At 56.8% G+C, this 26,586-nt stretch carries 26 protein-coding genes, 1 tRNA gene and 1 pseudogene; 13 read left to right on the plus strand and 15 right to left on the minus strand.

Annotated elements, in window-relative coordinates; all coding sequences use genetic code 11:
• Position 1 precedes the first annotated feature (1 nt).
• A complete protein-coding gene (locus tag AC6I8I_RS01650; RefSeq protein WP_312057015.1) occupies positions 2-1,072 on the minus strand; it encodes a tartrate dehydrogenase in 1,071 nt (356 codons plus the stop codon).
• A 64-nt stretch (positions 1,073-1,136) separates the two neighbouring features.
• On the opposite strand from AC6I8I_RS01650, the gene AC6I8I_RS01655 reads away from it, so the two are divergent.
• Entirely contained in the window at positions 1,137-2,075 is a 939-nt protein-coding gene (locus AC6I8I_RS01655) for a LysR family transcriptional regulator (RefSeq protein ID WP_312057014.1), read from the plus strand.
• Positions 2,076-2,259: 184 nt separating this feature from the next.
• Positions 2,260-3,354 carry a YncE family protein gene (locus tag AC6I8I_RS01660; RefSeq protein WP_312057013.1) on the plus strand — a complete coding sequence of 365 codons (1,095 nt, stop codon included), beginning with the start codon at positions 2,260-2,262 and terminating at the stop codon, positions 3,352-3,354.
• Between the two features lie 59 nt (positions 3,355-3,413).
• On the opposite strand, the gene AC6I8I_RS01665 is transcribed toward AC6I8I_RS01660, so the two are convergent.
• The 4 genes from AC6I8I_RS01665 to AC6I8I_RS01680 all read right to left on the minus strand — a co-directional run bounded on the left by AC6I8I_RS01665 (position 3,414) and on the right by AC6I8I_RS01680 (position 6,750).
• Positions 3,414-3,707, minus strand: coding sequence for a DUF1330 domain-containing protein (locus AC6I8I_RS01665; RefSeq protein WP_312057012.1), 294 nt, complete (start codon positions 3,705-3,707; stop codon positions 3,414-3,416).
• A gap of 11 nt (positions 3,708-3,718) precedes the next feature.
• On the minus strand, positions 3,719-4,582 hold the full coding sequence (yghU, locus tag AC6I8I_RS01670) for a glutathione-dependent disulfide-bond oxidoreductase (RefSeq protein WP_031375480.1): 864 nt from the start codon (positions 4,580-4,582) through the stop codon (positions 3,719-3,721).
• Positions 4,583-4,803: 221 nt separating this feature from the next.
• Positions 4,804-5,688, minus strand: a complete 885-nt coding sequence (locus tag AC6I8I_RS01675) for a sugar phosphate isomerase/epimerase family protein (protein ID WP_031375479.1) — start codon at positions 5,686-5,688, stop codon at positions 4,804-4,806.
• A 24-nt stretch (positions 5,689-5,712) separates the two neighbouring features.
• Positions 5,713-6,750, minus strand: coding sequence for a Gfo/Idh/MocA family protein (locus AC6I8I_RS01680; protein WP_312057010.1), 1,038 nt, complete (start codon positions 6,748-6,750; stop codon positions 5,713-5,715).
• A 335-nt stretch (positions 6,751-7,085) separates the two neighbouring features.
• Between AC6I8I_RS01680 and AC6I8I_RS01685 the strand changes: the two genes are divergently transcribed.
• The 3 genes from AC6I8I_RS01685 (at position 7,086) to AC6I8I_RS01695 (ending at position 10,365) form a co-directional block, all read left to right on the plus strand.
• Complete coding sequence (locus AC6I8I_RS01685; protein ID WP_312057023.1) at positions 7,086-8,111, plus strand: LacI family DNA-binding transcriptional regulator; 1,026 nt, start codon at positions 7,086-7,088, stop codon at positions 8,109-8,111.
• Between the two features lie 150 nt (positions 8,112-8,261).
• A complete protein-coding gene (locus tag AC6I8I_RS01690) occupies positions 8,262-9,185 on the plus strand; it encodes a TIM barrel protein (RefSeq protein ID WP_312057009.1) in 924 nt (307 codons plus the stop codon).
• Positions 9,186-9,195: 10 nt separating this feature from the next.
• Complete coding sequence (locus AC6I8I_RS01695; protein WP_312057008.1) at positions 9,196-10,365, plus strand: Gfo/Idh/MocA family protein; 1,170 nt, start codon at positions 9,196-9,198, stop codon at positions 10,363-10,365.
• Between the two features lie 245 nt (positions 10,366-10,610).
• On the opposite strand, the gene AC6I8I_RS01700 is transcribed toward AC6I8I_RS01695, so the two are convergent.
• The 6 genes and pseudogenes from AC6I8I_RS01700 to aspA form a co-directional block, all read right to left on the minus strand.
• Positions 10,611-10,686: transfer RNA gene (locus AC6I8I_RS01700), tRNA-Phe, on the minus strand.
• Positions 10,687-10,793: 107 nt separating this feature from the next.
• Positions 10,794-11,372, minus strand: a complete 579-nt coding sequence (gene dicD / locus AC6I8I_RS01705; RefSeq protein ID WP_312057006.1) for a division control transcriptional repressor DicD — start codon at positions 11,370-11,372, stop codon at positions 10,794-10,796.
• 63 nt (positions 11,373-11,435) lie between these two features.
• Positions 11,436-13,139 (minus strand): protein-disulfide reductase DsbD, encoded by a 1,704-nt coding sequence (locus tag AC6I8I_RS01710; RefSeq protein ID WP_312057005.1) that lies wholly within the window; start codon positions 13,137-13,139, stop codon positions 11,436-11,438.
• Positions 13,115-13,430, minus strand: a pseudogene (cutA, locus tag AC6I8I_RS01715) (divalent cation tolerance protein CutA). The gene AC6I8I_RS01710 and the pseudogene cutA overlap by 25 nt, the downstream one beginning before the upstream one ends.
• A gap of 63 nt (positions 13,431-13,493) precedes the next feature.
• On the minus strand, positions 13,494-14,795 hold the full coding sequence (locus AC6I8I_RS01720) for an anaerobic C4-dicarboxylate transporter (RefSeq protein WP_312057004.1): 1,302 nt from the start codon (positions 14,793-14,795) through the stop codon (positions 13,494-13,496).
• A 111-nt stretch (positions 14,796-14,906) separates the two neighbouring features.
• The gene (gene aspA, locus AC6I8I_RS01725) at positions 14,907-16,343 is read right to left on the minus strand and encodes an aspartate ammonia-lyase (RefSeq protein WP_312057002.1); all 1,437 of its coding nucleotides are present in this window, start codon (positions 16,341-16,343) and stop codon (positions 14,907-14,909) included.
• Positions 16,344-16,671: 328 nt separating this feature from the next.
• Between aspA and AC6I8I_RS01730 the strand changes: the two genes are divergently transcribed.
• From AC6I8I_RS01730 to AC6I8I_RS01745, 4 genes are all read left to right on the plus strand, one after another.
• The gene (locus AC6I8I_RS01730; protein WP_031375471.1) at positions 16,672-17,133 is read left to right on the plus strand and encodes an FxsA family protein; all 462 of its coding nucleotides are present in this window, start codon (positions 16,672-16,674) and stop codon (positions 17,131-17,133) included.
• Between the two features lie 240 nt (positions 17,134-17,373).
• A complete protein-coding gene (locus AC6I8I_RS01735) occupies positions 17,374-17,667 on the plus strand; it encodes a co-chaperone GroES (RefSeq protein ID WP_022625257.1) in 294 nt (97 codons plus the stop codon).
• Between the two features lie 48 nt (positions 17,668-17,715).
• Positions 17,716-19,365: a chaperonin GroEL gene (gene groL, locus AC6I8I_RS01740; protein WP_003848314.1), complete on the plus strand. Its 1,650-nt coding sequence runs from the start codon at positions 17,716-17,718 to the stop codon at positions 19,363-19,365.
• Between the two features lie 313 nt (positions 19,366-19,678).
• Positions 19,679-20,026: a DUF4156 domain-containing protein gene (locus AC6I8I_RS01745; protein WP_031375470.1), complete on the plus strand. Its 348-nt coding sequence runs from the start codon at positions 19,679-19,681 to the stop codon at positions 20,024-20,026.
• Positions 20,027-20,079: 53 nt separating this feature from the next.
• On the opposite strand, the gene epmB is transcribed toward AC6I8I_RS01745, so the two are convergent.
• Positions 20,080-21,108, minus strand: coding sequence for an EF-P beta-lysylation protein EpmB (epmB, locus tag AC6I8I_RS01750; RefSeq protein ID WP_312056999.1), 1,029 nt, complete (start codon positions 21,106-21,108; stop codon positions 20,080-20,082).
• A gap of 43 nt (positions 21,109-21,151) precedes the next feature.
• On the opposite strand from epmB, the gene efp reads away from it, so the two are divergent.
• The 3 genes from efp (at position 21,152) to AC6I8I_RS01765 (ending at position 22,137) form a co-directional block, all read left to right on the plus strand.
• Complete coding sequence (efp, locus tag AC6I8I_RS01755) at positions 21,152-21,718, plus strand: elongation factor P (RefSeq protein ID WP_031375468.1); 567 nt, start codon at positions 21,152-21,154, stop codon at positions 21,716-21,718.
• A gap of 49 nt (positions 21,719-21,767) precedes the next feature.
• Positions 21,768-21,899 carry an entericidin A/B family lipoprotein gene (locus AC6I8I_RS01760; RefSeq protein ID WP_031375467.1) on the plus strand — a complete coding sequence of 44 codons (132 nt, stop codon included), beginning with the start codon at positions 21,768-21,770 and terminating at the stop codon, positions 21,897-21,899.
• A gap of 103 nt (positions 21,900-22,002) precedes the next feature.
• On the plus strand, positions 22,003-22,137 hold the full coding sequence (locus tag AC6I8I_RS01765) for an entericidin A/B family lipoprotein (protein ID WP_031375466.1): 135 nt from the start codon (positions 22,003-22,005) through the stop codon (positions 22,135-22,137).
• A 54-nt stretch (positions 22,138-22,191) separates the two neighbouring features.
• On the opposite strand, the gene AC6I8I_RS01770 is transcribed toward AC6I8I_RS01765, so the two are convergent.
• Positions 22,192-22,716 (minus strand): lipocalin family protein, encoded by a 525-nt coding sequence (locus AC6I8I_RS01770; RefSeq protein ID WP_312057682.1) that lies wholly within the window; start codon positions 22,714-22,716, stop codon positions 22,192-22,194.
• 135 nt (positions 22,717-22,851) lie between these two features.
• Here AC6I8I_RS01770 and epmA point away from each other — a divergent pair, with 135 nt between their 5' ends.
• On the plus strand, positions 22,852-23,829 hold the full coding sequence (gene epmA, locus AC6I8I_RS01775) for an elongation factor P--(R)-beta-lysine ligase (RefSeq protein WP_031375464.1): 978 nt from the start codon (positions 22,852-22,854) through the stop codon (positions 23,827-23,829).
• Between the two features lie 160 nt (positions 23,830-23,989).
• Here epmA and degS read toward each other — a convergent pair whose 3' ends face one another.
• A complete protein-coding gene (gene degS, locus AC6I8I_RS01780; protein WP_312057679.1) occupies positions 23,990-25,051 on the minus strand; it encodes an outer membrane-stress sensor serine endopeptidase DegS in 1,062 nt (353 codons plus the stop codon).
• 89 nt (positions 25,052-25,140) lie between these two features.
• Entirely contained in the window at positions 25,141-26,514 is a 1,374-nt protein-coding gene (degQ, locus tag AC6I8I_RS01785) for a serine endoprotease DegQ (RefSeq protein ID WP_312055309.1), read from the minus strand.
• Positions 26,515-26,586: the final 72 nt, after the last annotated feature.

The following is a 26,586-nucleotide window of genomic DNA, read 5'->3' on the forward strand; positions in this document are numbered from 1 at the left end:
CTCACAGCGCGGCGGCGATGGCACTGCCGAGCTGTTCGGTGCTGGCGCTGCCGCCGAGGTCGCGCGTCAGGTGCTCACCTGCGGCCAGCGTACGCTCAATCGCCGCTAACACCGCATCACCTGCCTCTTTATAGCCCAGATGCTCCAGCATCATCGCGCCGCACCAGATCTGTCCAATCGGGTTGGCGATGCCTTTACCAGCAATGTCTGGCGCAGAGCCGTGCACCGGTTCAAACAGGCTTGGGAAGTGGCCTTCCGGGTTGATATTAGCGGAGGGGGCGATGCCGATGGTGCCGGTACAGGCCGGACCGAGATCCGACAGGATATCGCCAAACAGGTTACTGGCGACTACCACATCAAACCAGTCCGGATGCAGCACGAAATTGGCGGTGAGGATATCGATATGATACTTGTCGACCTTCACCTCGGGGAACTGGCCAGCCATCGCCTCAACCCGGCTATCCCAGTAAGGCATGGTGATCGCAATACCGTTCGATTTGGTGGCGGAGGTCAGGTGTTTTTTCGGGCGGCTCTGCGCCAGCTGGTAAGCAAATTTCAGGATGCGATCGACGCCGGTGCGGGTCATTACCGTTTCCTGGATCACCACCTCACGCTCGGTGCCCGGGAACATGGTTCCGCCCACGCTGGAGTATTCGCCTTCGGTATTTTCGCGCACTACGTAGAAGTCGATATCGCCCGGCTGACGGTTGGCCAGCGGCGCTTTAACACCGGGCATCAGGCGCACCGGACGCAGATTGACATATTGATCGAACTCGCGGCGGAACTGCAACAGCGAGCCCCACAGGGAAACGTGGTCGGGTACCACGTCCGGCCAGCCAACCGCACCAAAGTAGATAGCATCAAACGCTTTCAGCTGCGGAAACCAGTCGTCAGGCAGCATCTTGCCATGCTGCTGCCAGTAGTCGGCGCTGGCGTAGTCAAACCACTCCCAGCGCAGTGGAATATTGAATTTTTCCGCCGCCGCATTCATTACGCGCACGCCTTCCGGCATCACTTCTTTGCCGATACCGTCGCCAGGAATTACCGCAATACGATGGATTTTATTAGTCACAGGGCACCTTTCCGGTTGATGTTCGAATTGTGCAGGCAGTATAACTGTCGATTCCGGGGAAATAATGAGCCTGAAACGCAATCCAGTGTTGAATCAAAGTAGAGAATCACGCACCTCAACCGACGACCTCGCTTTCTTCGTACGGCTTGCCGCACTGGACAGCCTGACCGCCGCCGCCCGTGAACTCGGGCTGTCGCTGGCGGCCGTCAGCAAACGACTGAGCCAGCTGGAGCAGCGGCTCGGCGTGCAGTTACTGCGCCGTACCACCCGCCGGCTGGAGCTGACGCCGGAAGGGCGGCGCTATCTGGCGGGCGCGCGTCCGTTGCTGGACCAGCTGGCGGCGCTGGAAGAGGCGGTGAGCGGCGAAACGGCGCAGCTGCGCGGCACGCTTAACATTAACGCTTCGTTTGGTTTTGGCCGCCGTCATATCGCTCCCTGCGTGTCGGCATTTGCCGCGCTGCATCCGCAGCTCTCCCTGTCACTGCAGCTCACCAGTCAGCCGCTTAATTTTCTGGATGCGCACATGGATATCGATATCCGGGTCGGCGAACCGCCTGACTCCCGGCTGGTGGCGCGCAAGTTACGCACCAATCCGCGCATCCTCTGCTGCTCTCCGGCCTACGCCGCCCGGCATGGTCTGCCGGAGACGTTGCGCGATCTGGCGCAGCACAACTGCATTCTGCTGCGTCAGCACGACAGCGATTTCACCCTGTGGCGGCTGACGCGCGGTGAGCAGAGCGTCAGTCAGAAGGTGCGGGGCAGTCTGATTACCAATGATGGTGAAGTGGCGATGCGGCTGGCGATGGATGGACACGGCATTCTGCTGCGTTCATGGTGGGATGCGCAGCACAGCATTGCCGCAGGCGATCTGCTGCCGGTGCTGCCGGACTGGCAGGCACCGGATGGCGATATTTTTGCCGTCTGGCAGGCGCAACGGCAGTTGCCCGTACGCATCAGCGCCTTCGTCACCTTTCTGCAACAGCATTTGCAGGTCGGGCCGTGATCTCTGACAGCCTAGTCGTCGACGGCCGGAGATAGCCTGCGACACGCGGCGCTGAGCCAGCACCTGTTTACCGCTGCGTTTACATCTTTTTTACTAATGAGTATGATTCTCATTCTTTTTATTCTGTGTCTTCCCGCCGTGCTGCGGCCTGATGGAAGCCGTTCGCCCCTTACTGGAGTTAAGAATGAAAACCTTATTCAGCCCGCGCAAAGCGGCACTCGCCCTGGCGATTGTCACCACCTTCAGCCTGACCGCGTGTCAGTTGCCGGCCCGAAAAGCAGACGCCAGCACGCCGGTTACGGTAGAAACCACCGGCCAGGGCCATCTGACCCAGCGCGAACTGGGTGAAGGCCTGTATGAAATGGCTTACCTGCCGGCAAAAAATGCGCTGTATGTAGCCAGTGCGCAGGGCTTTAAAGACGTCAGCGGCGGGATGATCTATCGGCTGGATGCCACCACGCTGAAGACCACCGGCGAAGGACATTATGACCTGAAGAACTTCGGTCTGATCAGTGCGCCTGATGGCAGCGTGCTCTACACCACCAATTCGCTGGATGGCGGCATCTCGGCCATCGATCCGGAAAGTGGCAAAGTGCTGAAACGCCTGATGTTCAGTGAGAAAAATGAAAAAGGGCTACCGTTCGGCGCGCGTGAAATTTTCCTGCACGACGGGCTGCTGTATGTCGGCGGCGTCGGCGATCCCGGCCTGATCTGGGTGGTCGATGCGAAAACCCTGACGCTGAAAACCCGGATTAAAAATGCCGGCAAATGGGTCACCGGCATCATCTATTCTCCGGTCAGCGATCGGATTTATGCGGCCAACGGCAGCGGCGAAATCCTGGTGATCAATCCGCGCAATAACAAAATTGAACAGCGCCTGACCGCGGGCGATGGCAAAGAGTATCTGTTCCTTAATATGGCCGAAGATCCGGCGACCGGCCGGCTGTTTGTCACCGATAATTCAAAAGCTAAAAATACGCTGGTGTTTGATGAGCGCAGCGGCAAGGTGATTAAGCGTCTGGATCTCGGGGATTCACTGGGGATTAAATTTAACGGCAAGCGCAATGAGATCTACATCAGTCAGCGTGAGTCGAAGAAAGTGCTGCAGCTGGATGGCACCAGCTATGCGGTGAAAAACAGCTGGTCGTTTGACAGTCATCCCAACAGCCTGCTGGTATCACCCGATGGTCAGACCCTGTATGTGACGGTGAAGCAGGGCTTTAATGCGGATCACAGCAGCCAGGGAGCGGACAGCGTGGTGCGGATCGGACTGGAATAACCGACGCAGGCGGCAGGGCTGCCGCCTGAAAGTTCAGGGACGCCGCAGCGTCCCTTTTTTTATTTGTCGATACCCTGAACCAGGATCGCGCGATAGTTTGCCCCTTTCAGGCGATGCACTTTGGCCGCCTGATATTCCGGGCTGTCATACCACGCGTGTGCTGCTTCACGGCTCGGGAATTCCAGAATCACCACGCCTTCCGCTTCCTGACCTTCCAGCGTTTCCAGTTCGCCATAAAAAGCCAGCGGGTTGATCGGATGATCGCCGCGTGCCTGGCCCGCTTTCTCGGCGTAGATCGCCATTTCGTCCTGGTTCAGGGTGTTATCACGAATAAATACAACGTATGCACTCACAGAGTGTCTCCTTAAGCTTTTTTATCCTGGGTCTGGGTATCAAAGTCAGATGCATCATGACGCTCATGCAGCTGATCGGCCGGGTCGCCCATTACACGGTTCACCTTGCGGCCACGGATCACGGCAGGACGCTGAGCAATCTCTTTCGCCCAGCGCACCACATTTTTATAGGACTGCACATCAAGGAATTCGGCGCCGCCATACTGGTCATTCAGCACCAGATTGCCGTACCACGGCCAGGTCGCGATGTCAGCGATGGTGTAATCCTCACCGGCGAGATAGCGATTGTCAGCCAGCTGACGATCCAGCACGTCGAGCTGACGTTTGGCCTCAAGGGTAAAGCGGTTGATGGCGTATTCGATTTTCTCTGGCGCATAGTGATAGAAATGGCCAAAACCGCCGCCGAGATAAGGCGCTGAGCCTTGCAGCCAGAACAGCCAGTTGAGCGTTTCGGTGCGTTGCGCCAGATCTTTTGGCAGGAAGTAGCCAAATTTTTCCGCCAGATAGAGCAGGATATTGCCCGATTCAAACACCCGAATCGGCGGCGTGGCGGAGTGATCACTCAACGCCGGGATTTTGGAGTTAGGGTTAACCTCAACAAAACCGCTGGAGAACTGATCGCCTTCGCCGATGCGGATCAGCCAGGCATCATATTCGGCATCAATCACGTTAAGCGCCAGCAGCTCTTCCAGCAGGATGGTTACTTTCTGGCCGTTCGGCGTGCCGAGCGAATAGAGCTGCAAAGGATGCTTGCCGACCGGCAGCGCTTTTTCATGGGTAGGGCCAGCGAACGGGCGATTGGTTTTTGCGCCGTTGCCTTTTGCTTCGGGATCCCAGCTCCAGACTTTTGCGGGCTGATATGCATTTTCCGACATAGTGAAGGTTCGCCTTGTGGTGTGATGTTTGTCTGGAGTGTAGCAGGTGGATAAAAGCCGGTTTAACTCTGCTGGCGGTGATCGCGGCCAGGTGAATGACCGGCGATGCGGGGGGTAGGCTGCGGGAATTGCGATAGACGAAAGGGTAAACCGTGCCCGCCGCGCAGGCGGCGAGGCGGGCAGAGAGGCGGCAAAGCGCGGCCGGCTGCGGCTGCGCAAGGTTATTTGCTGAGTAACTCGCGTTCGATCAATTCGCGGGTCTGGACTGCCTGAACCTTCATCTTCTCCGGATAACCAAACAGCGAGGCGGCGATAATCGGCTCGCCACCCACTTTGTAACTGCGTGTGGCAAAGTTAGTGTCGCGCAGCGTCTGGAACAGGGTATCGAAATCGACTTCGCCTTCGCCGACGCCGACGTGCTGGTGAATCGTGGCATCAACGCCGGGCGGGTTAACGATGTAGCGGCAATGTTTGGTGTGGTTCATGGTGTCAGCGATCAGCATGTGCGACAGATCGTCTCCGGCATACTCCAGCATCGGTTTTACATCGCCTTTGCCTTTGTCATAGAAGAAGGTGTGCGGCGCACTGTAGATATACTTGACGTTATCGCTGCGAAACGACTTCACGATATCCACCGTTTCATTGTTCTCTTCGCAGAAATCCCACGGGTGCGCCTGAATCTCGACCCGGATCCCCTCACGTTCGATAATCGGCAGTAGCTCCTCCATCGAACGATAAAACATCTCTTCACAGATCTCCGGCTCGTTAGGCGTGCCGGAGAGTTCGGTGTTGATCACCTGCACGCCCATCTCAACCGCAATTTCAATCATCCGTTTCCAGTTCTTCACCGCGGCCTGGCGACGCAGTTCGTCCGGACCGGACCAGCGATAGACCACGATAAACGAGGAGATCTCCAGCCCGGTGGCACGCAGCGCGTTTTTATATTCAGTCATGATTTCGCGGCTGGCTTTGGGATGCTTATAAAACGGGTTGATCTGCGGATGCGGCGACTGTTCGATATATTTATACCCCCAGTCAGCCACCTGATGGACCATACGGGTGATGCCGAGGTCTTTAATCACATCCACATCAAAAGCGATTTTCATCTGTCTGCTCCGGAAACATTAACGTTACTGTTCTTCATTAAAAGTGACGCCGATCTGCTGCCTGATATTGTCTATCGTGGCCAGGGTAGTAATCGCCTGGTCGAGCGGATGGATCGGCGAGTCAGTCAGGTTCTGCCCGATACACCAGGCGAAGTGGTTGATTTCATGACACAGCTGCAGATAGCGGTTGGCGGGTTCTTCCCAGTACAGGCTGTGGCGACCCTCGCTGGAGGTGAGGCGGAAATTGCCTGGCGCATAGAACTGCCCCTCCAGCACCAGGCTGGCTTCACTGCCGGCAATCACCGCGCCGCCGGGCGTGTTGCTGAACAACGTGGTATTCAGCAGCGAATGCATGCCGTGGCGATGTGTCAGCAGCATTGAGGTCTGACCGTTTACGCTGCCACCGGGCACCGGCTGGCCTCTGGCAATGATGCTGTCGGGCGCGCCACCGCCGATAAACACGCTGAGCGCCACCAGATAACTGCCGAGATCGAGCATCGGCCCACCCGCCAGATCGTGGTTAAAGATGCGGTGATCCGCGGTAAAAAATTCGCCGTGGTCGGCAATCAGGGTGTGAACCTCGCCGAGCACGCCATCCGCCAGTAACTGCCGGATGACGTCATATTTCGCTGCGAAGTTGCACCACATTGCTTCGATACACAGCAGATTGCGGGCCGCAGCGGCCTGCTTCAGCTGGGTTGCCTGCTGCGCATTCAGCGCCAGCGGTTTCTCAATCAGCAGGTGCTTTCCCGCCGCGATAGCGCGCAGGCCATCCGGAAAATGGTGATTATGCGGCGTGGCGATATAGACCGCGTCGACATCCTCACGCGCCAGCAGCGCATCCATGCTGCTGGTGGCATAAGCAATTGACCACTTTTCGGCAAACGCCTGGGCTTTAGCCGGATTACGGCCCGCCACAACCGTCAGTTGCTGGTCGGTATGGTGGCGCAGCGCCTGCGCAAAATGGTCGGCAATCCAGCCGGGACCGATAATGCCCCAGCGCAGCGACGGCAGGGTTCGGGCATCGGGTAAGCGTGGGGTGGGAAGCGTTGAGGGAAACATACCCATTCCTTCTTTTACGTGCAGGGTCCAGTCAGAACCCCACTATAGAAAGCCTGCTGCCACCGCTCTAATCATTTGATGATGCGATTCCATCAGGGAAGTTAACGCCAGATTTTTACCCGTTTTAGCAAATGCACGTTTTAAAAAGAATCAAAAAAGAAATGAAAATTTCATTTTGCGAAGGTGATCAAAGTAATGAAGTATTTTCTATCAAAAAAATGAGAGAAAATACGCCGGGTGGTGACAGGATTAACTGCTGTCGCACCACGGCAGGGGAAACGCTGAAGGGGAACCGCCCGTTTCGGCAATTGAGGATCGATAGCGGGAGAAGAATGATGTCAAAAGTAACCATGACGGCAATTGCAGACGCGGCAGGCGTAGGAGTGGCGACGGTCGATCGGGTGCTTAACCGCCGGGCACCCGTGCGCGGCGTAACCGAGCAGAAGGTGCTGGCGGCGGCCCGACAGCTCGGTTATCGGCTGCCTGCGGCGTACAGTCTGCCCGCGACACAACCCGCTACGGCTCAGCTGCGCTTTGGTTTTATCCTGCTGCCGGCCCGTTATTCATTTTATCAGCAGCTGGGTGAGGCGCTGCAACAGCGGGCGCGCGGGCATCAGCCAGCGGGCAGCGAAACCGAATTTTGCTGGCACGACATTCACGAAGTGGAGGTGGTCGCCCGCTCTCTGCGCCAGCTCGCGCAGCGGAACGATGTGATTGGCCTGGTGGCGCTGGATCATCCCTTAATCCGTCACGCTATCCAGGATGTGTCGCGGCTGGGCGTGCGGGTCTACGCTCTGTTGTCAGATTTTTCGCCCTGCGAGCACGCCGGTTTTATTGGCATTGATAATCAGAAGGCAGGGCGAACCGCCGCCTGGATGGCGCAACATCTGCTGCGTCAGCCGGGCTGCGTCGGCGTATTGCTTGGCGACCACCGCTTTACCTGTCAGGAGAGCAGCGAGATCAGCTTCCGTTCCTATCTGCGTGAAGCGGGCGTCAGCCAGCGGGTGCTTGAACCGTTAAAAACCCATGAATCAAATGAAGGTGGCTATCAGGCCACCCGGCAGTTACTCGAGCAGCATGATGATTTGGTGATGATTTATGCGCCCTGCGGCGGTATTGAGGGGGTGGTGCAGGCCCTGCGAGACAGCGGCCGCCGACAGATTGATTTGCTGTGCCACGGTCCGCTGCCGGGCGATGAGCTGGCGCTGATTGACGGCACCATCTCGCTGATGCTGCGGCACCGGATTGATGTGATGGCCGATGCGGTGCTTGCCACCTGCCTGAACGGCGGGAGCGAACAGCGCGATTACTTCGCCCAGGTGACCGTACCGTTCGAACTGGTGACGCGCGAAAACCTGTAAAACGGCAGTCTTAATCTGCGTATGATAAAAACCTATCATAAAATGAAGGTATTAAACGCGATCGCTATCAAAAAATGAAACTTTCATTGTTGTCTGTGATGAAATTTTTATTTGATACTGCCAGCAGTTCTCATCGCACAGGCAGGTATCATGACCCTACACATTGCAAACGCGCCCTGCAGCTGGGGCGTAGACGATCCGAATAATCCATGGCTGCCGCCCTGCCAGAAAGTGCTGACGGAGGCCGCGCAGGCGGGCTACCGCAGTATCGAGCTGGGTCCCTGGGGCTATCTGCCAACCGATCCCGATGAGCTGACGCGGCAGCTTAATTACCATGGCCTGTCGCTGGTGGCGGGCACCATTTTTGATGATTTAGTCAGTGAAGCGCATTTTCCGGCGCTGGTGACGCTAACCCACAACCTGTGCCGCAACCTGGCGCAGGTCCCGACTGCAACAAAAACCGCAGGCGTTAACGCGCCGCCGCCTTATCTGGTGATCATCGATTTTGGCAATCCGCAGCGGGCGAAATATGCCGGCCAGCCGGAAAAATCGCCGCGGCTCGACGATGAGGCGTGGCAACGCATGATGCAGCACATCACCATTCTGAGTCAGATCGCCTGGCAGGAGTATGGCGTGCGGGCGGTGATCCATCCGCATGCGGGCGGCTGTATTGAGTTCGCCGATGAACTGGCGCGGCTGGTGAACGATATTCCGCATCAGGTGGCCGGTTTATGTCTCGACACCGGCCATCTCTACTATGCCGGGATGGACCCGATTGACGCGCTGCAACGTTACTGGGCGCGCATCGACTACCTGCATTTCAAAGACGTTCATCATCAACGGTGGCGCGACGCCATTACGCGCGGACTCGACTTCTTTAGCGCCTGCGCTGAAGGCGTGCTGTGCCCACTGGGGCTGGGCGCGATCGACTATCCGGCGGTGCGCGCTCTGCTGGCAGAGCGTGACTATCAGGGCTGGATCACCATCGAACAGGAGCGTGACCCGCGCCAGGCCGACACCAGCCTGGCTGATGTTACCGCCAGCCTGCACTACCTGCGCTCAATCGGATTCTGAGGAGAGCATCATGATTAACGGTAAAAAAGCACTGAATCGCTCGTTGCGCTGGGGCATGGTTGGCGGCGGCGGGACCAGCCAGATTGGGTATATCCACCGTTCAGCGGCGCTGCGTGACGGCAACTTTTCGTTGCTGGCGGGCGCGTTTGATATTGATGCCGCACGCGGGCGTGAATTTGGCAATGCGCTTGGCGTGGCGTCAGAACGCTGTTATCCCGATTATGCCAGCCTGTTTGCCGCAGAAGCCGAACGGGAGGACGGGATTGAAGCGGTCTCGATCGCCACGCCCAATAACACCCATTTCGCTATCTGTCGCGCGGCGCTGAACGCCGGACTGCACGTGGTGTGCGAGAAGCCGCTCTGCTTTACCGTCGAAGAGGCGGATGAGCTGGAACAGCTGAGCCGGCAAAAGCAGAAGGTGGTCGGCGTGACCTACGGCTATGCCGGGCATCAGCTGGTCCATCAGGCGCGCGAGATGATCGCCGCCGGTGCGCTGGGTGAGATCCGCATCGTCAATATGCAGTTTGCTCACGGCTTCCACAACGAGGCGGTGGAGTTACAGAGTGAAAGCACCCGCTGGCGGGTCGATCCGCGCTTTGTCGGCCCGAGCTATGTACTGGGCGATCTCGCTACGCATCCGCTGTTTATTGCAGAAACGATGCTGCCACAGCTGAAAGTGACGCGGCTGCTCTGTTCTCGTCAGAGTTTTGTCGCCACCCGCGCGCCGCTGGAAGATAACGCCTTTGTGATGATGGAATATGACAACGGCGCGGTTGGCACGCTGTGGGCCTCGGCGGTGAATGCCGGCTCAATGCACGGCCAGAAGATTCGGGTGGTGGGCGCTAAAGCCAGCCTGGAGTGGTGGGATGAGCAGCCAAATCAGCTGCGTTATGAAGTGCAGGGCGAACCGGTGCGGATTCTGGAGCGTGGCATGGGGTATCTCAGCCCGCGCGCACTGGAGGAGGACCGTATCGGCGGCGGTCATTCCGAAGGGCTGTTCGAAGCCTGGTCGAACCTTTACCGTCGCTTCGCGCTGGCAATGGACGCCAGCGATCGTGGCGACAGCGCCTTCCTGCAGGATTTCTGGTATCCCGATGTGCATGCCGGATTGATGGGCGTGCGCTGGGTGGCGCAGTGCGTGAAATCAGCGGATGCCGGTGCGGTATGGGTTGAGTGCTGAGGCAAGGCGTGGAGTAAACCTTCGGAGCCGGGTTCGCCGCGCTGAAATGCAAAAACCCGCCAGAGGCGGGTTCTTTAAATATGGTGCCCGAACCCGGAAAAAAATGCCGGGAGCATTTTTTCATCGCACGCTGGCGTGCAGACCCGCAGGGCGAGCCACAGGGAAGTGGCGAGTACATCGAACCTTCGAAGCCGGGTTCGTTGCTCTGAAAAGCAAAAACCCGCCAGAGGCGGGTTCTTTAAAGATGGTGCCCGAACCCGGAATCGAACCAGGGACACGGGGATTTTCAATCCCCTGCTCTACCGACTGAGCTATTCGGGCAACGGGGCGCATTAAACCGTAAAGGCCGCCGGGCGTCAACGGCTTTCACCAAAAAACCACGGGAAACGTGACTGATTGCCTGATTTTCAGTCAAAGCGGGTAAAGCCTCAGGCCAGCGCGCCGTTTTTACGGCACAACGCAATGCTGTAAACATCTTCCGCCAGCCGCTGAGCCGTGGCGACATCCTGCACGTTGCGCTTCACCAGCAGCTTGCTCAGGCAGCCTTCCAGAATCAGCTCCATCTGATCGGCCACCATGCTCGGGTTATCCAGCGCCTGGTCTAGCAGAATTTCATGCGTAAACTGCCATGATGCGCGCTTCTGCTGTTCCGCCAGTTGATGAATTGGCTGATCCGGCTGCGGATAGAAACTGCAGGCGGCGATAAACAGACAGCCGGGGAAGCGGCCTTTGCTGACATGTTCACTTAACACTTCATAACGCGCCATTAGCTTCTGCTCCGGCGACAGCGTCTCATCCAGCATGATCTGACGCCGCCAGGTATCAATCTGCTGAGCGTGATAGCGCAGCGCATCGTAGAGCAGGGCGTCACGATCGGGCCAGAACAGCCGGAGCTGATCGAGAGAAAGGTCGGTCTGGCCCGCCAGGGTTTCCAATGAGAGGGTGGCGGCGAGGCCGTTCTGTTCAAGCACATTCAGTGCATGCTCGAGTATTTGTTCACGCTGCAAGTGACTCTCCTCTGGTATGCAGGCCCGGCTGTTCACCGGGCACAAGCCTGACTCCAGTGTTGTTTACGGGGTGAGTTTCTGCAAATGCGCCCGGAAATCGGCGGCATTGAGAAACCCGGTAATGCGCGAGTCAGCGATCTCGTGGCCTTGCGCATCAAAGAATAAAATGGTCGGTAATCCCAGCACCTGAAGATGCTGCAACAGCGCATTATCGCTGGCGCTATTGGCGGTCACGTTGGCCTGTAACAGCTGCACCCGACTCAGGCTATCGCGTACCGCGCTGTCGCTAAAGGTGTATTTTTCAAACTCTTTACAGGCAACACACCAGTCGGCATACAGATCGACCATGGTGATGCGGCCGTTGGCCTGTTGTAACGCCGTCTGCAACTGCTGCGGAGTCTGAACGGTCTGGAACGGCAGGTGGGCGACAGCCTGCTGCTGCTGCGCTGCGCTGCCAAATGCCCAGTCCTGTAGCGGACGGGCGCTGATCAGTGCGGCGGCCAGCACGATAATCTGCACCACGCGCCACTTGCCGCTGCTGGCGCGCAGGCTGACGCTGAACGCCCAGCCAAAGAAGGCCACGCCCAGCAGGCTCCACAGCCGCAGCCCCCACAGGTCGCCCAGCACCCGCTCCATCAGAAAAACCGGCAGCGCCAGGATAACAAAACCAAAGCCCTCTTTTACCGTCTGCATCCACGGTCCGCTCTTCGGCAGCAGCTTATTGCCAAACAGGGTCACGGCGATCAGCGGTAAGCCCATCCCGACCGCATAGAGCCAGAGGGTGCCGGCACCGGCCCACAAATTACCGCTCTGGGCGATATACAGCAGAATAGCGCTGAGCGGCGCGGTGGTGCAGGGGGAGCAGATTAAACCGGCCAGCGCGCCCATCAAAAATACCCCTGGCAGCGAGCCACCCTGCTGGCGATTGCTCCACAAGGTTAAACGGGTTTGCAGGCTGGCTGGCAGTTGCAGCGTAAACAGACCAAACATCGACAGCGCCAGCACGATAAATAGCACCGACAGCGCCGACAGCACCCACGGATGTTGCAGAGCCGCCTGGAAACGCAGACCGGCAGCGGCCACCACCAGACCCAGCAGGGTATAGGTCAGCGCCATGCCCTGCACATAGACCATCGCCAGCGCGAACAGCCGGCCGATCGAATAGTGGCGCTGGCCGCCGAGAATAATGCCGGAAATCAGCGGGTACATCGGCAGCACGCAGGGCGTGAAGGCGACGCCAATACCGATCAGCAACGCCCACAGCGGCGAAAACGGCAGCGGAGTGGCGGGTGCAGGCGCGGTATTCACCGGCGGCGCAGCAGTGCTGGCCGTTACCGGACTCAGCGGCACGGTGCGGGTTTCAGGGGGATAACAGAATCCGGCGGCAGCACAGCCCTGATAGGTGACGCTGAGCGTGGCACCACGGGCGGCCTGCTGTAGCGTCACCGGCACCGTCAGATCCTGCCGATAGATCTCGCTCTTGCCGTAGAATTCATCTTCATGTGGCTGACCGGCGGGCAGCGTCAGCGGTGCCAGCGTGGCGTTGGCCGGCGTGAGGTGGATCTGCTGACGATAGAGGTAGTAACCCGATTTTACTTTCCAGTGCAGGTTGAGCTGCGCCCCCTGCTGGTCGAAATCAAAACCAAACGCCTGATCGACCGGGACAAAGCGGCTGCTGGCGGGGTTGGAAAAAAGCGATGCGTGCGCCTGCAGGCTGATAAACAGCACCAGCAGCAGCGTAATTAAGCGAGAGATGCGTGCAGCCATGACAAGTATTCACTGTCTCCATGTTGAACCGGAAGCGCCAGCAGTTCAGGCACATCGTAGGGGTGCGCCTGCCTGAGCAGATCGAACAGTGCCTGCTGGTGATCGCTATCGCATTTCAGCAGCATCTGTACTTCGCTGCTCTGTTCGAGCTGGCCCTGCCAGACGTAATACGAGGTGGCACCCGGCAAGCAGCGTAACGCAGGCCGCCAGTCTGGCCTCAAGCGCCAGGGCGGCCAGACGTTGCGCCGTCGCCTGATCGGGCGCGGTGCAAAGGACAACGATGGCATTCATCGTAATGCTCCTGTTTAAAAGAGCCCGATGATAGCACGCTCAGTCAGCGACGCGGTTATCGGGCTATAACAGCATCCCGCCAAAGACAAAGCCCGCCATCACCGACAGCGTAATGGCGATCACGCCGGGAATAATAAAGGCATGGTTGAAAACAAACTTGCCAATCCGGGTCGATCCGGTGTCATCCATCTCCACGGCCGCCAGTAAAGTCGGGTAGGTCGGCAGGACGAACAGCGCCGAAACCGCGGCAAACGAGGCGATGGCGGTAAGTGGCGACACGCCCAGCAGTAAGGCGGCAGGCATCAGCGCCTTAGTGGTCGCCGCCTGCGAGTAGAGCAGCATTGAGGCGAAGAACAGCACCAGCGCCAGCATCCACGGGTAGGTTTTCAGCATATCGCCGGCCACCATCTGGATCTCTGCCAGGTGGGCTTTAACAAAGGTATCGCCCAGCCAGGCGACACCCATCACGCAGATACAGGCACTCATGCCGGACTTGAAGGTGCTGGCGCTGAGGATCTCGCTGGTATCCAGCTTACAGGTCAGGCTGATCAGGGTGGCGATAGTCAGCATAAACACCACAATCGCTTCATTACGCGGCAGCAGCGGGTTGGCGATCAGCCCAACGCTGGCGCTGGTGAGAGTGGCGTAGACCACCACGGCGATGATGCCGAGCAGAAACAGCAGCACCGATTTTTTCGCGCCCGGCGTGGGCTGGTAGACGCTGGCACCGCGCAGCGTGACGTCACCTTTTGCCAGCCGCGCCTGGTAGATCTGATCATCCTTCAGCTCTTTGCCGAGGAAGTTGGTCACCAGCGCGGCCAGAAACAGGCCGACCATGGTCGAGGGGATGGCGATAGCCAGCAGCGTAATGTAGCTGATGCCACGCGGCTCAAGCAGAGTGGCGAAGAACACCACCGCGGCTGAAATGGGCGAGGCGGTAATGGCGATCTGTGAAGCGACCACGGCGATTGACAGCGGGCGCGAAGGGCGGACGCCTTGCTCTTTCGCCACTTCAGCGATCACCGGCAGCGTCGAGAAGGCCGTATGACCGGTACCGGCCAGCAGCGTCATCAGATAGGTCACCAGCGGTGCCAGCAGCGTGACGTGACGCGGATGGCGGCGCAGCAGCCGTTCGGCGAGGCTGACCAGATAATCCATCCCGCCAGCCACCTGCATGGCCGCGATAGCCGCAATGACCGCCATGATAATTTCGATCACGTCGAACGGAATCATGCCCGGCGGCAGGCCAAAGCCCAGCGTCAGGATCAGCACGCCCATGCCGCCAGCGAACCCAATGCCAATGCCGCCAAGGCGCGCACCCAACCAGATCGCCAGTAAGACGACCAGCAGCTCAACCACAAACATGCATCACTCCTGAGTATTTAACCTGAGAAAATCAGTTGTGCTGTTTACCAAAGAAAAAGGCACACCGTGTTGATCGCGGTGTGCCTTTAGTCAACCAGCGTCGGTTAAACCTTACTGCTCGTTTTCGTCGGTATAACGTTTTGCTTTATAAACCGGATACATCAGGTTCTGGACCGAGAAAATATCGTCCAGCTCGCTTTCGGTCAGCAAGCCGCGTTCCAGCACCACTTCACGTACGCTTTTACCGGTTTCGGCGCAGATTTTGCCGACGATATCGCCGTTATGGTGGCCGATATACGGGTTAAGGTAGGTGACGATGCCGATTGAGTTAAAGACGTAGGCTTCGCACACCGCGCGGTTGGCGGTAATGCCGTTGACGCATTTCTCCAGCAGGTTGTAGCAGGCGTTGGTCAGGATGCTGATCGATTCAAACAGCGCCTGGCCAATCACCGGCTCCATCACGTTCAGCTGCAGCTGACCGGCTTCGGAAGCCATGGTGACGGTAATGTCGTTGCCGATCACTTTGAAGCAGACCTGATTAACCACTTCCGGCACCACCGGATTGACTTTGGCTGGCATGATCGACGAACCGGCCTGTAACTCCGGCAGGTTGATTTCATTCAGGCCAGCGCGCGGACCGGAAGAGAGCAGGCGCAGGTCGTTACAGATCTTAGAGAGCTTCACCGCCAGGCGTTTCAGTGACGAGTGCACCATCACGTAGGCACCGCAGTCTGAGGTCGCTTCGATCAGATCTTCCGCCGGCACCACCGGCAGGTTGCTGACTTCCGCCAGACGCTGCACGGCAAGGTGCTGATAACCGTCCGGCGTATTCAGGCGGGTACCGATGGCGGTCGCGCCGAGGTTCACTTCCAGCAGCAGCTCGCCGGTGCGCAGAATGCTTTTGGTCTCTTCATTCAGCAGCACGCTGAAGGCGTGAAATTCCTGACCCAGCGTCATCGGCACCGCATCCTGTAACTGGGTGCGGCCCATTTTGAGGATGGTCTGGAACTCGTCAGCCTTACGCTCAAAACCGTCGGCCAGCTGGCTGATGCCATCCAGCAGCTTCAGCAGCGAACTGTACACCGCGATGCGGAAACCGGTCGGGTAGGCGTCGTTGGTCGACTGACATTTGTTGACGTGATCGTTAGGGTTGAGGTACTGATATTCGCCTTTCTGGTGGCCCATCAGTTCCAGACCGATGTTTGCCAGTACCTCATTGGTGTTCATGTTGACCGAGGTGCCGGCACCGCCCTGATAGACATCCACCGGGAACTGATCCATGCAACGGCCATTATTGAGCACTTCATCGCAGGCCTGAATGATGGTATCGGCAATGTTGCGGGGGATCGTTTGCAGCTCTTTGTTGGCCATTGCCGCCGCTTTTTTTACCATGACCATCCCGCGGACAAATTCGGGTATGTCGCTGATTTTACTGTTGCTGATGTAAAAATTTTCAATCGCACGCAGAGTATGAACGCCATAATAGGCATCCGCCGGCACTTCGCGCATACCTAACAGGTCTTCTTCGATACGAATGTTGTTCGCCATGATAACCTTCTTGTTGTCGCCGCTAACCATCACAGATGATGTGTTTATTTTGTCGTGGTGCACCCGTACCGACATTTTATCCGTCTTCATACTGGTGAGCACGATCATATTCTGATGCATCAGAAATGCACGCATGCAGATCACTTAACGCTGCCGTCAGGTTAACGATATGTGAAACAGGTTACAAAATTAACCCTGCGGGATAAATTTGACAGGATCGGTTGAAAATGGTGACACGGGTGCCCATCTCTTTTCTTATCATCATTAAGATGAACGCTTTCTGCTGAGCGGCGCGCTGCCGATCGGCCCACACTTACAGGAGAGTACGGTGCGCTGGATACCGTTATTAGTCTTTTTTGTCCTGGCCTGGATTGAAATTTCACTGTTTATTCAGGTCGCCCACGTCATGGGCGTGCTGCTTACCATGCTGCTGGTGGTCTTCACCTCCTGCATCGGGGTGTCGCTGGTCAAAAATCAGGGCATGAAAAACTTCATGCTGATGCAGGAGAAGCTGGCGCGTAACGAGAGCCCGGCGAAAGAGATGATCAAGAGCGTGTCGCTGATCATCGCCGGTTTTTTACTGCTGCTGCCCGGCTTCTTTACCGACCTGCTGGGCCTGCTGCTGCTGTTGCCACCGGTGCAGAAGCATCTGACGCTGAAGCTGATGCCGCATTTGCGCGTCTGGCGCGGTCCGGGAGCCGGACCCGACAGCGGCTATACCATGGATGGCGAATTCGAGCGCAAAAATAGCGATCGCCTTGAGCACCATGACGATCCGAAAGATCGCTAATGGCGTTATCGCCACGTTAAAACGCAACCTTCGGGTTGCGTTTTTTGTTTCGGCTGGCGATCTTTTTGCCGATTGCTCAAAAAGCCATCACTCATCACATCTGCGTAAAAAATTTGTTGTCCGCCCCCTTGAAAGGAGATGGTAGCGGCCCTATCTCTCAGGTCACGAGGCCGGAAGCCATGCAGCCCGGTGTTCAACCCCAAAACTGAATGATTGGACTTCTCAAAGGAGAGCTATCAAATGAAAATTCGTCCATTGCACGATCGCGTTATCGTCAAGCGTAAAGAAGTTGAAGCTAAATCAGCTGGCGGCATCGTGCTGACCGGTTCTGCAGCCGGCAAATCCACCCGTGGTGAAGTGCTGGCTGTCGGCAACGGCCGCATCCTTGAGAGTGGTGACGTTAAGCCGCTGGACGTGAAGGTTGGCGACATCGTGATCTTCAGCGAAGGTTACGGCGCGAAAACCGAGAAAATCGATAACGAAGAGGTGCTGATCATCTCTGAGAGCGACATCCTGGCGGTTGTTGAAGCGTAATTTTTTCGCGTAATTCACTGAACGAAACGAATTTAAGGGATATTTAAAATGGCAGCTAAAGACGTAAAATTCGGTAATGACGCACGCGTAAAAATGCTGCGTGGCGTGAACGTACTGGCAGATGCAGTAAAAGTTACCCTGGGCCCGAAAGGCCGTAACGTGGTTCTGGATAAATCTTTTGGTGCACCGACCATCACTAAAGATGGTGTTTCTGTAGCACGTGAAATCGAACTGGAAGACAAGTTCGAGAACATGGGCGCGCAAATGGTGAAAGAAGTTGCCTCTAAAGCGAACGACGCTGCGGGCGACGGCACCACCACCGCTACCGTACTGGCGCAGTCTATCATCACCGAAGGCCTGAAAGCCGTTGCCGCGGGTATGAACCCGATGGACCTGAAGCGCGGTATCGACCAGGCGGTTATCGCTGCGGTTGAGAAACTGAAAGCGCTGTCTGTACCGTGCTCCGACTCTAAAGCGATTGCGCAGGTTGGTACCATCTCTGCTAACTCCGATGAAACCGTGGGCCAGCTGATTGCTCAGGCGATGGAGAAAGTCGGTAAAGAAGGCGTGATCACCGTTGAAGAAGGCACCGGCCTGCAGGACGAGCTGGATGTGGTTGAAGGTATGCAGTTCGATCGCGGTTACCTGTCACCTTACTTCATCAACAAACCAGAAACCGGTGCGATTGAACTGGAATCTCCGTTCATCCTGCTGGCTGACAAGAAAATCTCTAACATCCGTGAAATGCTGCCAGTGCTGGAAGCCGTGGCGAAAGCCGGCAAACCACTGCTGATCATCGCGGAAGATGTTGAAGGCGAAGCGCTGGCTACCCTGGTGGTTAACACCATGCGCGGCATCGTGAAAGTGGCTGCGGTTAAAGCACCAGGCTTCGGCGACCGTCGTAAAGCCATGCTGCAGGATATCGCTATCCTGACCGGTGGTACTGTGATTTCTGAAGAGATCGGCATGGAGCTGGAAAAAGCGGCTCTGGAAGATCTGGGTCAGGCAAAACGCGTTGTGATCAACAAAGACACTACCACCATCATCGACGGTGTGGGTGAAGAAGCGACGATTCAGGGCCGTGTTACCCAGATTCGTCAGCAGATCGAAGAAGCAACCTCTGACTACGACAAAGAAAAACTGCAGGAGCGTGTCGCTAAACTGGCAGGCGGCGTTGCCGTTCTGAAAGTGGGCGCAGCAACTGAAGTTGAAATGAAAGAGAAGAAAGCCCGCGTTGAAGATGCCCTGCACGCAACCCGTGCTGCGGTAGAAGAAGGTGTGGTTGCTGGTGGTGGTGTGGCGCTGGTTCGCGTTGCAGCTCAGCTGGCCGATCTGCGTGGTCAGAATGAAGATCAGAACGTCGGTATCAAAGTTGCACTGCGCGCAATGGAATCTCCACTGCGTCAGATCGTGTCTAACGCCGGTGAAGAGCCATCTGTAGTCGCTAACAACGTGAAAGCGGGCGACGGTAACTACGGTTACAACGCGCAGACTGAAGAGTACGGCAACATGATCGACTTCGGTATCCTGGACCCAACCAAAGTAACCCGTTCTGCTCTGCAGTACGCGGCTTCTGTGGCCGGTCTGATGATCACCACCGAATGTATGGTCACTGACCTGCCAAAAGGCGACGCACCTGATTTAGGCGGCGGCGCTGGCGGTATGGGTGGCATGGGCGGTATGGGCGGCATGATGTAATTTGCCGTTGACTGCTTAAGTCATCAGGAACCCCCGATCGGAAACGGTCGGGGGTTTTTCTTTTGGGGCGGAAAATAGTATAAGTAGTGGCGCAATCGTTCGTCTTTCCTCTTGATATGTCACGCTGTCTGCTGCTGCGCCGCCGGATCCACTGGCTTAAACCAGCCCATCAGGATCGGCATGCTTGTCAGCCTGCAAGCGGCATGAAATATTGAGACGATATAACGGGATAAGGGCAATGAATGTGCAGAAAGAAAAAACTTTTTTCTGCTACGCTGCCACCCGACTCTGATGATAATAAATGGGGATTACAATGCGGATTAACCTCTTGCTCGGACTGACGGCTGGCGCGTTATTGCTGGCGGGCTGTAGCAGCTCTACTCAACTCTCCTCGGCAGGCCAGCGCGTGACTTTTACCGATCAGCAGCCCGGCAGTGAGTGTCAGCTTCTGGGGAATCTCACCGGCTCACAGAGTAACTGGCTGAGCGGGGCAGGCGGTGAAACCAGCGCGCTGCGCGGTGCAGCAAATGACCTGCGCAACCGTGCAGCGGAAATGGGCGGTAACGTGATTTACGGCGCAACCAGCCCGACGCAGAACCTGCTGTCCGCGTTCGCACCACTCGACAGTAAAATGTCTGGCCAGGTTTACAAGTGCCCGTAAGGTGAATCCGGCATCATGCCTTCTTCAGACGGCCGGCCTTGCGCCGGCCGTTTTTATTCCTGACGCAGCTGTAGATCCAGCGGCGTTTTACTCGGCTCGCCGCCAATTTCCCGCGCTAGCTTCGGCACCAGATAGCCGGAAACCTGTGACAGTAAGGCCCTTACCAGCTGACGGGCTTCATCATCTGAGACAAAGAAATGGGCGGCACCCTGCACCTTGTCCAGCACGTGCAGGTAGTAGGGCAGAATGCCCGCATCGAACAGCGCATTGCTCAGCGTTGCCAGCGTCCGGGCATTGTCGTTGACGCCGCGTAGCAGCACGCTCTGATTGAGCAGCGTCACGCCTGCACGCTTCAGCTCTCTCATCGCCTCACGCAGCGCATCGTCAATCTCCTGCGCGTGGTTGATGTGCGTCACCATCAGCACCTGCAGCCGTGTTTCACTGAGCATCTGGCAGAGTGCGTCGGTAATCCGCGCCGGGATCACCACCGGTAAACGGCTATGGATACGCAGCCTTTTCAGGTGCGGGATTTTCTCCAGCGCCGCAATCAGCCAGGCGAGTTCATGATCTTTTGCCATCAGCGGATCGCCGCCGGAGAAGATGATCTCATCCAGCTCCGGATGCTCGGCGATATAGTCCAGTGCCGCCTGCCAGTTACGCTTATTTCCCTGATTATCCTGGTAAGGAAAATGACGGCGGAAGCAGTAGCGACAGTTGACCGCACAGCCGCCTTTCACCAGCAATAAGGCGCGGTTTTGGTATTTATGCAGCAAACCAGGGACAACGTTGCTTTGTTCATCCAGCGGATCGGTGCTATAACCTGGCGCATCGATGAATTCCTGGCGTTGAGTCAGTACCTGAAGCAGCAGCGGGTCGTGCGCATCACCTTTCTTCATCCGGTTGATGAATGCACGGGGAACGCGCAAGGCGAAAAGACGCCGCGCCTCCGCCCCGTCGGCCAGCTCAGTGTGCTGATCCAGGGCTAAAATCCGCAGTAATTCATCAGGTTCAGTGACAACATCAGCAAGTTGCTGCAACCAATCTTCTCTGGAAGGTGTTTTTAGGGTTACAATGTGTGCCATTTTTTTGGCTTAGTACCAGTATCAATTTTCGTAGAGGGCCTTCATGGCGACTTATTCTAGCAACGATTTCCGTCCCGGTCTTAAAATCATGTTCGAAGGCGAGCCGTATGCCATCGAATCCAGTGAGTTCGTTAAACCGGGTAAAGGTCAGGCATTCGCGCGCGTTAAAATGCGTCGCCTGCTGACGGGTTCTCGCGTTGAGAAAACTTTTAAATCCACCGACTCCGCCGAAGGCGCAGACGTGATGGATACCAACCTGAACTACCTGTACAACGACGGTGAGTTCTATCACTTCATGCACCCGGAAAGCTTCGAGCAGTTCCAGGTTGAAGAGAAAACCGTCAGCGATGCCGCAAAATGGCTGCAGGATAACGCTGAATGTATCGTTACGCTGTGGAATGGCCGTCCAATCGCCGTTCAGCCGCCGAACTTTATCGAAGCCGAAATCGTTGAAACCGATCCTGGTCTGAAAGGTGACACCGCGGGTACCGGCGGTAAGCCAGCCAAGCTGTCTACCGGCGCAGTGGTGAAAGTGCCATTGTTCGTGCAAGAGGGCGAAGTGGTCAAAGTTGACACCCGCTCTGGCGAATACGTGTCACGCGTAAAATAAGTGCCGCAGGCGCATCTCAGATGCGCCTTTTTCTTGTGTGAGTGAAAAAATGAAAAAACTGGCAAAATTAATCGCATTCGCGTTGCTGGTCTCCTCTGCGCTGAGCGCCTGCAACACTTTCCACGGTTTTGGCGAAGATGTCTCCCACTTAGGTGGTGCCATTTCACGTGCGGCAAACTGACTGTTAACCTTCGTCTATTTTGTGGAATCGTCAGCGGCAGTCGGCGGAAATCCGGCTATGCTTAAAACGCTGTACTTTTACATCCATCAAAAAGGACATTGTTATGTTAAAGAAAAGTATTGTCACTTTCTTCTCTGTACTGGTGCTCTCTTCACTGCTGACGGCTTGTAATACCACACGTGGCGTGGGCGAAGACGTAGAAGCGGGTGGTCAGGCGATTCAAAACAGCACGAAGTAACCCGTTATTCCAACCGGTACGAAACCTTTTTCGTACCGGCTGTTCGCTTCCGCACTATTTCTGTTTTACCCAGATTAACTCGTCAACCGGGAAGCCATCCCGACGCGCCTGATTGACCAGCTTTTCTTTTACGCCTGGCTCCAGCTGCGGCGTGCGCGACAGAATCCACAGATAGTGACGATTCGGTCCACAGACCAGCGCATAGCGGTAGTCCGAATCAAGAGCAATCACGTTATAGCCGCCGTAGAAGGGGCCGAAAAAGGAGACTTTCAACGCCGCTCGTTGCGGGTCGCCGGTAAAGTAGGCCTTGCCGACGCTCTCCTGCCAGCGCTGTTTCTTCACGTTGTAACCGCGATTGATCACTTTCAGGCCGCCATCTTCACGCGGGCTGTAGTTCGCCGTCACCTGTTCAAGACCGCGTTCGAAAGGGTGATTCAGACGGGCAATTTCGTACCACTGGCCGAGATAGCGCTGGCTGTCAAAGTTTTCGATCACCGTGACGTTCTTTGGCGGCGTGGTGCTACAGGCGACAGAGAGAAAGGCGCTCAGGCTGGCAACAACGGTTTTCCATGGAGACATAGTGGGATTCCTTTGTGATTTAACTGCTTAAGTATAGAAGCCGAAACGCTGTTTTTGGCAGCGCGGGCGCGAGATTGTTTGCCGCAGGCATTGCAGGTAGACTTCCATCCCTTATTTGTATCAGGAGTCATCACCATGAGCGAAACGGCAAGCTGGCAACCAAGCGCATCCATCGCCAATTTGTTAAAACGCGCGGCGATTTTAGCCGAAGTGCGTCGTTTCTTTGCCGATCGTGGCGTACTGGAAGTCGATACGCCAGCGATGAGTCAGGCAACCATTACCGACATTCATCTGGTACCGTTCCAGACACGGTTTGTCGGACCCGGTGCCGCGCAAGGGCGCGATCTCTGGCTGATGACCAGCCCGGAATACCACATGAAACGCCTGCTGGCCGCGGGCAGCGGGCCGATTTACCAGATGGCACGCAGCTTCCGTAATGAAGAAGCGGGCCGTCACCATAACCCGGAATTCACCATGCTGGAGTGGTACCGGCCGCACTACGACATGTATCGTCTGATGAACGAAGTCGACGATCTGATGCAGCAGGTGCTGGAGTGCGACAGCGCGGAATCGCTCTCTTATCAGCAGGCGTTTATCCGTCATCTGGAGATTGATCCGCTGTCGGCAGACAAGGCCCAGCTGCGTGAAGCGGCGGAAAAGCTGGGTGAAGGCGAACTGGCGCGGGCGGAAGAGGATCGCGATACCCTGCTGATGCTGCTGTTTATGCTGGGCGTGGAACCGAAGATTGGTCAGGATAAGCCTTGCTTCGTTTACCACTTCCCGGCCAGCCAGGCGGCGCTGGCGGAGATCAGCACCGAGGATCACCGCGTGGCAGAACGTTTCGAGGTCTACTACAAGGGCATCGAACTGGCGAACGGTTTCCGTGAGCTGACTGACAGCCGCGAACAGCGTCAGCGCTTCGAGCAGGATAACCGTCGGCGCGCGGCGCGCGGCCTGCCACAGCATCCGATTGATACCAACCTGCTGGATGCACTGGCGCACGGTATGCCAGCCTGTTCCGGGGTGGCGCTGGGCGTTGATCGGTTGATTATGCTGGCGCTGAAAGCGGAGTCACTGAGTGAAGTGATCGCCTTCCCGGTCGATCGCTGTTAACCATTCAGGAACAACGGCAGCTGACTTGACAGGGAAGGGGTGGCCCGGTCGAAGAGCAAAGCGTCCGAGCCAGGATGGCGAGGCCGACCGGCAGGGATGCCGGCCTTCTTTGCGATTGGCTGGACCACCCCTGACCGGGCGCTGACTGTTATGTGCTGTGCTACTGGCTACTGTCCGGGAATTCCTGAATCGTTACCGGCAGCGTCAGCTTCTGATCATTTCGCAGTACCTGCACATCAATCACTGACCCCGGGCGAATCTCAGCCACCTGGTCCATCGTCTCCTGGGCGGAAACCGCAGGCTTGCCGTTGACGCTCAGCAACACATCATTGGCCTGAATACCGGCTTTATCGGCCGGACCGTCCGGGGTCACCACGCTAACGATAATGCCCTGAACCCGATCCAGATTGCTGCCCTGACCGTGCAGCGGCGGCAGTTCGCGGCCGGTAATGCCGATGTAGCCGCGAATTACCCGGCCATCACGAATCAGCTTATCCATAATTTTTGAGGCCAGCGCGGTTGGAATAGCGAATCCAATGCCTTCCGGCGTTTCGCCGTCATTGCTTTTGTCGAAGGTCAGGGTGTTGATGCCCATCAATTCGCCCAGCGAGTTGATCAGCGCGCCGCCAGAGTTACCCTGGTTGATCGAGGCATCGGTTTGCAGGAAGTTCTGCCGGCCCGACGAACTTAAGCCAACCCGTCCGGTGGCGCTGATAATGCCCTGGGTAACCGTCTGGCCGAGATTGTAGGGATTGCCGATCGCCATCACCACATCGCCGATATGAGCCAGACGTTTAGAATTGATCGGGATAACCGGCAGGCTGGAGGCGGTGATTTTCAGCACCGCCAAATCGGTCATTGCGTCTGAACCGACCAGCGTTGCTTCGAAGAAACGGCCATCCTGCAGCGCCACAATAATCTGGTCAGCATTGTTGATGACGTGCTTATTGGTCAGGATGTAGCCTTTTGCGTTCATGATCACCCCGGAACCCAGGGTGGTGATGCCACGATTGTTATTACCGTGCGCGCTACGGTTATAGACGTTGACGACCGCAGGCACGGCGCGGCGCACCCCCTGATTAAAGCTAAAGGGTGTTTCGTCGTTACTGTCATCGTGGTTATAGAGGGCGTCGCTGCCCATACGCAGTGCAGGCAGTGCTGCGAGCAAAATACCCGCCACAATCAGGCCCAGCACCACGGCACGCAAAAGTTTAAGAAACATGGTGTTAAATCACGCCAGGGGAGATCGCTGGGCAGAATAGCATGAGAGCGGCGGACACACACGTGCTTGTGTCCGCCATAATGCGAGGTTTATCTCAACAACAGATAGATACTTTCATCACCGCGGACCACATTCAGCGCCAGTACCGGCGGTTTCCCTTCCAGCACTTTACGCATTTCAGCGATCGACTGAACGCGATTGCGGTTAACGCCAACAATCACATCATCTTTTTGCAGACCAACCTGTTCAGCCGGCGTGCCTTTCTCAATGGTATCGACCTTAACCCCTTTGTCACCGGTTTTGGTCTGGCCATCACTCAGGGTGGCACCCTGCAGCGCAGGCGACATCAACTGGGCACTGGCGGTGGTTTGTGCGCTTTGCTCCAGCGTAACGGTGACCGTGACTGGCTTACCTTCACGCAGCAAACCGAGTTTAACCTGCTCGCCTGGCGCGGTGGTGCCGATTTTCACCCGTAGTTCGGCAAAGCTGGTGATCGGTTTGTCATTCACTGAAGTAATGATATCGCCGGATTTCACGCCCGCTTTCTGGGCTGCTGACTGCGGCAACACTTCAGAGACAAACGCACCGCGCTGCGCATCGACGTTAAACGCCTTGGCCATGTCGGCGGTCATTTCGGTTCCTTTAATGCCGAGCTGGCCGCGCTTCACTTCACCATATTTGATCAGCTGCTGTGCGAGGTTGATCGCCATGTCGCTGGGAATGGCGAAGCCGATGCCGATATTACCGCCGCTAGAGGCCAGAATCGCGGTATTGATCCCAATCAGTTCGCCGTTGAGATTAACCAGCGCGCCGCCTGAGTTGCCACGGTTAATCGCAGCATCGGTCTGAATGAAGTTTTCCAGCCCTTCCAGATTCAGGCCGCTACGGCCCAATGCCGAGATGATACCGGAGGTTGCAGTCTGACCCAGCCCAAACGGGTTGCCGATTGCTACCGCAAAATCACCCACTTTCAGCTGATCGGAGTCGGCCACTTTAACCTGCGTCAGGTTTTTTGCGCCCTGGATCTGAATCAGCGCAATGTCAGTCTGCTCATCATGACCGATCAGTTTGGCTTCATATTCACTGCCGTCGCCCAACTGCACGTTGATCTTATCCGCGCCGTTGACCACGTGGTTATTGGTCAGCACGTATCCTTTGGCCGCATCGATGATGACGCCCGACCCCAGTCCTTCAAACGGCTGTGGCTGATTATTGCCGCCGGGCATCTGGCCAAAGAAGCGTTTCAGTGGCTCAGGAATATCCTGCGCCTGATCGGCCGATTCGGTACCTTCAACGTGAACGCTGACCACGGCGGGCAGCACTTTCTCCAGCATGGGTGCCAGGCTTGGCAGCGGCTGGCCGGCAATTTGTGCTGGCAGCGTCGCCATCGCGTCTGGCGCGGCGGCAAGGCTCATCCCAATACTCAAGGCTAATGCGCTAAACAGTCGTGCTTGTTTTTTCATTGCTACAACGCTCTCGCTGCAAAAAGTGGGGGGAATTACTCAGTGTGACAGTCGTTTGAGGTCAGGGTTCGC

The organism is Pantoea sp. X-Soil-YNGN-775, assembly GCF_059730575.1.

Coding starts and splice junctions, on each gene's coding strand:
- efp (WP_031375468.1), top strand. CDS start 21,152: ATGGCGACTTATTCTAGCAACGATTTCCGTCCCGGTCTTAAAATCATG.
- AC6I8I_RS01655 (WP_312057014.1), top strand. CDS start 1,137: ATGAGCCTGAAACGCAATCCAGTGTTGAATCAAAGTAGAGAATCACGC.
- AC6I8I_RS01765 (WP_031375466.1), top strand. CDS start 22,003: ATGTTAAAGAAAAGTATTGTCACTTTCTTCTCTGTACTGGTGCTCTCT.
- epmA (WP_031375464.1), top strand. CDS start 22,852: ATGAGCGAAACGGCAAGCTGGCAACCAAGCGCATCCATCGCCAATTTG.
- AC6I8I_RS01660 (WP_312057013.1), top strand. CDS start 2,260: ATGAAAACCTTATTCAGCCCGCGCAAAGCGGCACTCGCCCTGGCGATT.
- AC6I8I_RS01685 (WP_312057023.1), top strand. CDS start 7,086: ATGTCAAAAGTAACCATGACGGCAATTGCAGACGCGGCAGGCGTAGGA.
- yghU (WP_031375480.1), bottom strand. CDS start 4,582: ATGTCGGAAAATGCATATCAGCCCGCAAAAGTCTGGAGCTGGGATCCC.
- aspA (WP_312057002.1), bottom strand. CDS start 16,343: ATGGCGAACAACATTCGTATCGAAGAAGACCTGTTAGGTATGCGCGAA.
- AC6I8I_RS01680 (WP_312057010.1), bottom strand. CDS start 6,750: ATGTTTCCCTCAACGCTTCCCACCCCACGCTTACCCGATGCCCGAACC.
- AC6I8I_RS01745 (WP_031375470.1), top strand. CDS start 19,679: ATGCGGATTAACCTCTTGCTCGGACTGACGGCTGGCGCGTTATTGCTG.
- degS (WP_312057679.1), bottom strand. CDS start 25,051: ATGTTTCTTAAACTTTTGCGTGCCGTGGTGCTGGGCCTGATTGTGGCG.
- AC6I8I_RS01770 (WP_312057682.1), bottom strand. CDS start 22,716: ATGTCTCCATGGAAAACCGTTGTTGCCAGCCTGAGCGCCTTTCTCTCT.
- AC6I8I_RS01735 (WP_022625257.1), top strand. CDS start 17,374: ATGAAAATTCGTCCATTGCACGATCGCGTTATCGTCAAGCGTAAAGAA.
- degQ (WP_312055309.1), bottom strand. CDS start 26,514: ATGAAAAAACAAGCACGACTGTTTAGCGCATTAGCCTTGAGTATTGGG.
- AC6I8I_RS01690 (WP_312057009.1), top strand. CDS start 8,262: ATGACCCTACACATTGCAAACGCGCCCTGCAGCTGGGGCGTAGACGAT.
- AC6I8I_RS01710 (WP_312057005.1), bottom strand. CDS start 13,139: ATGGCTGCACGCATCTCTCGCTTAATTACGCTGCTGCTGGTGCTGTTT.
- AC6I8I_RS01675 (WP_031375479.1), bottom strand. CDS start 5,688: ATGAAAATCGCTTTTGATGTGGATGTGATTAAAGACCTCGGCATCACC.
- AC6I8I_RS01760 (WP_031375467.1), top strand. CDS start 21,768: ATGAAAAAACTGGCAAAATTAATCGCATTCGCGTTGCTGGTCTCCTCT.
- groL (WP_003848314.1), top strand. CDS start 17,716: ATGGCAGCTAAAGACGTAAAATTCGGTAATGACGCACGCGTAAAAATG.
- AC6I8I_RS01720 (WP_312057004.1), bottom strand. CDS start 14,795: ATGTTTGTGGTTGAGCTGCTGGTCGTCTTACTGGCGATCTGGTTGGGT.
- AC6I8I_RS01695 (WP_312057008.1), top strand. CDS start 9,196: ATGATTAACGGTAAAAAAGCACTGAATCGCTCGTTGCGCTGGGGCATG.
- epmB (WP_312056999.1), bottom strand. CDS start 21,108: ATGGCACACATTGTAACCCTAAAAACACCTTCCAGAGAAGATTGGTTG.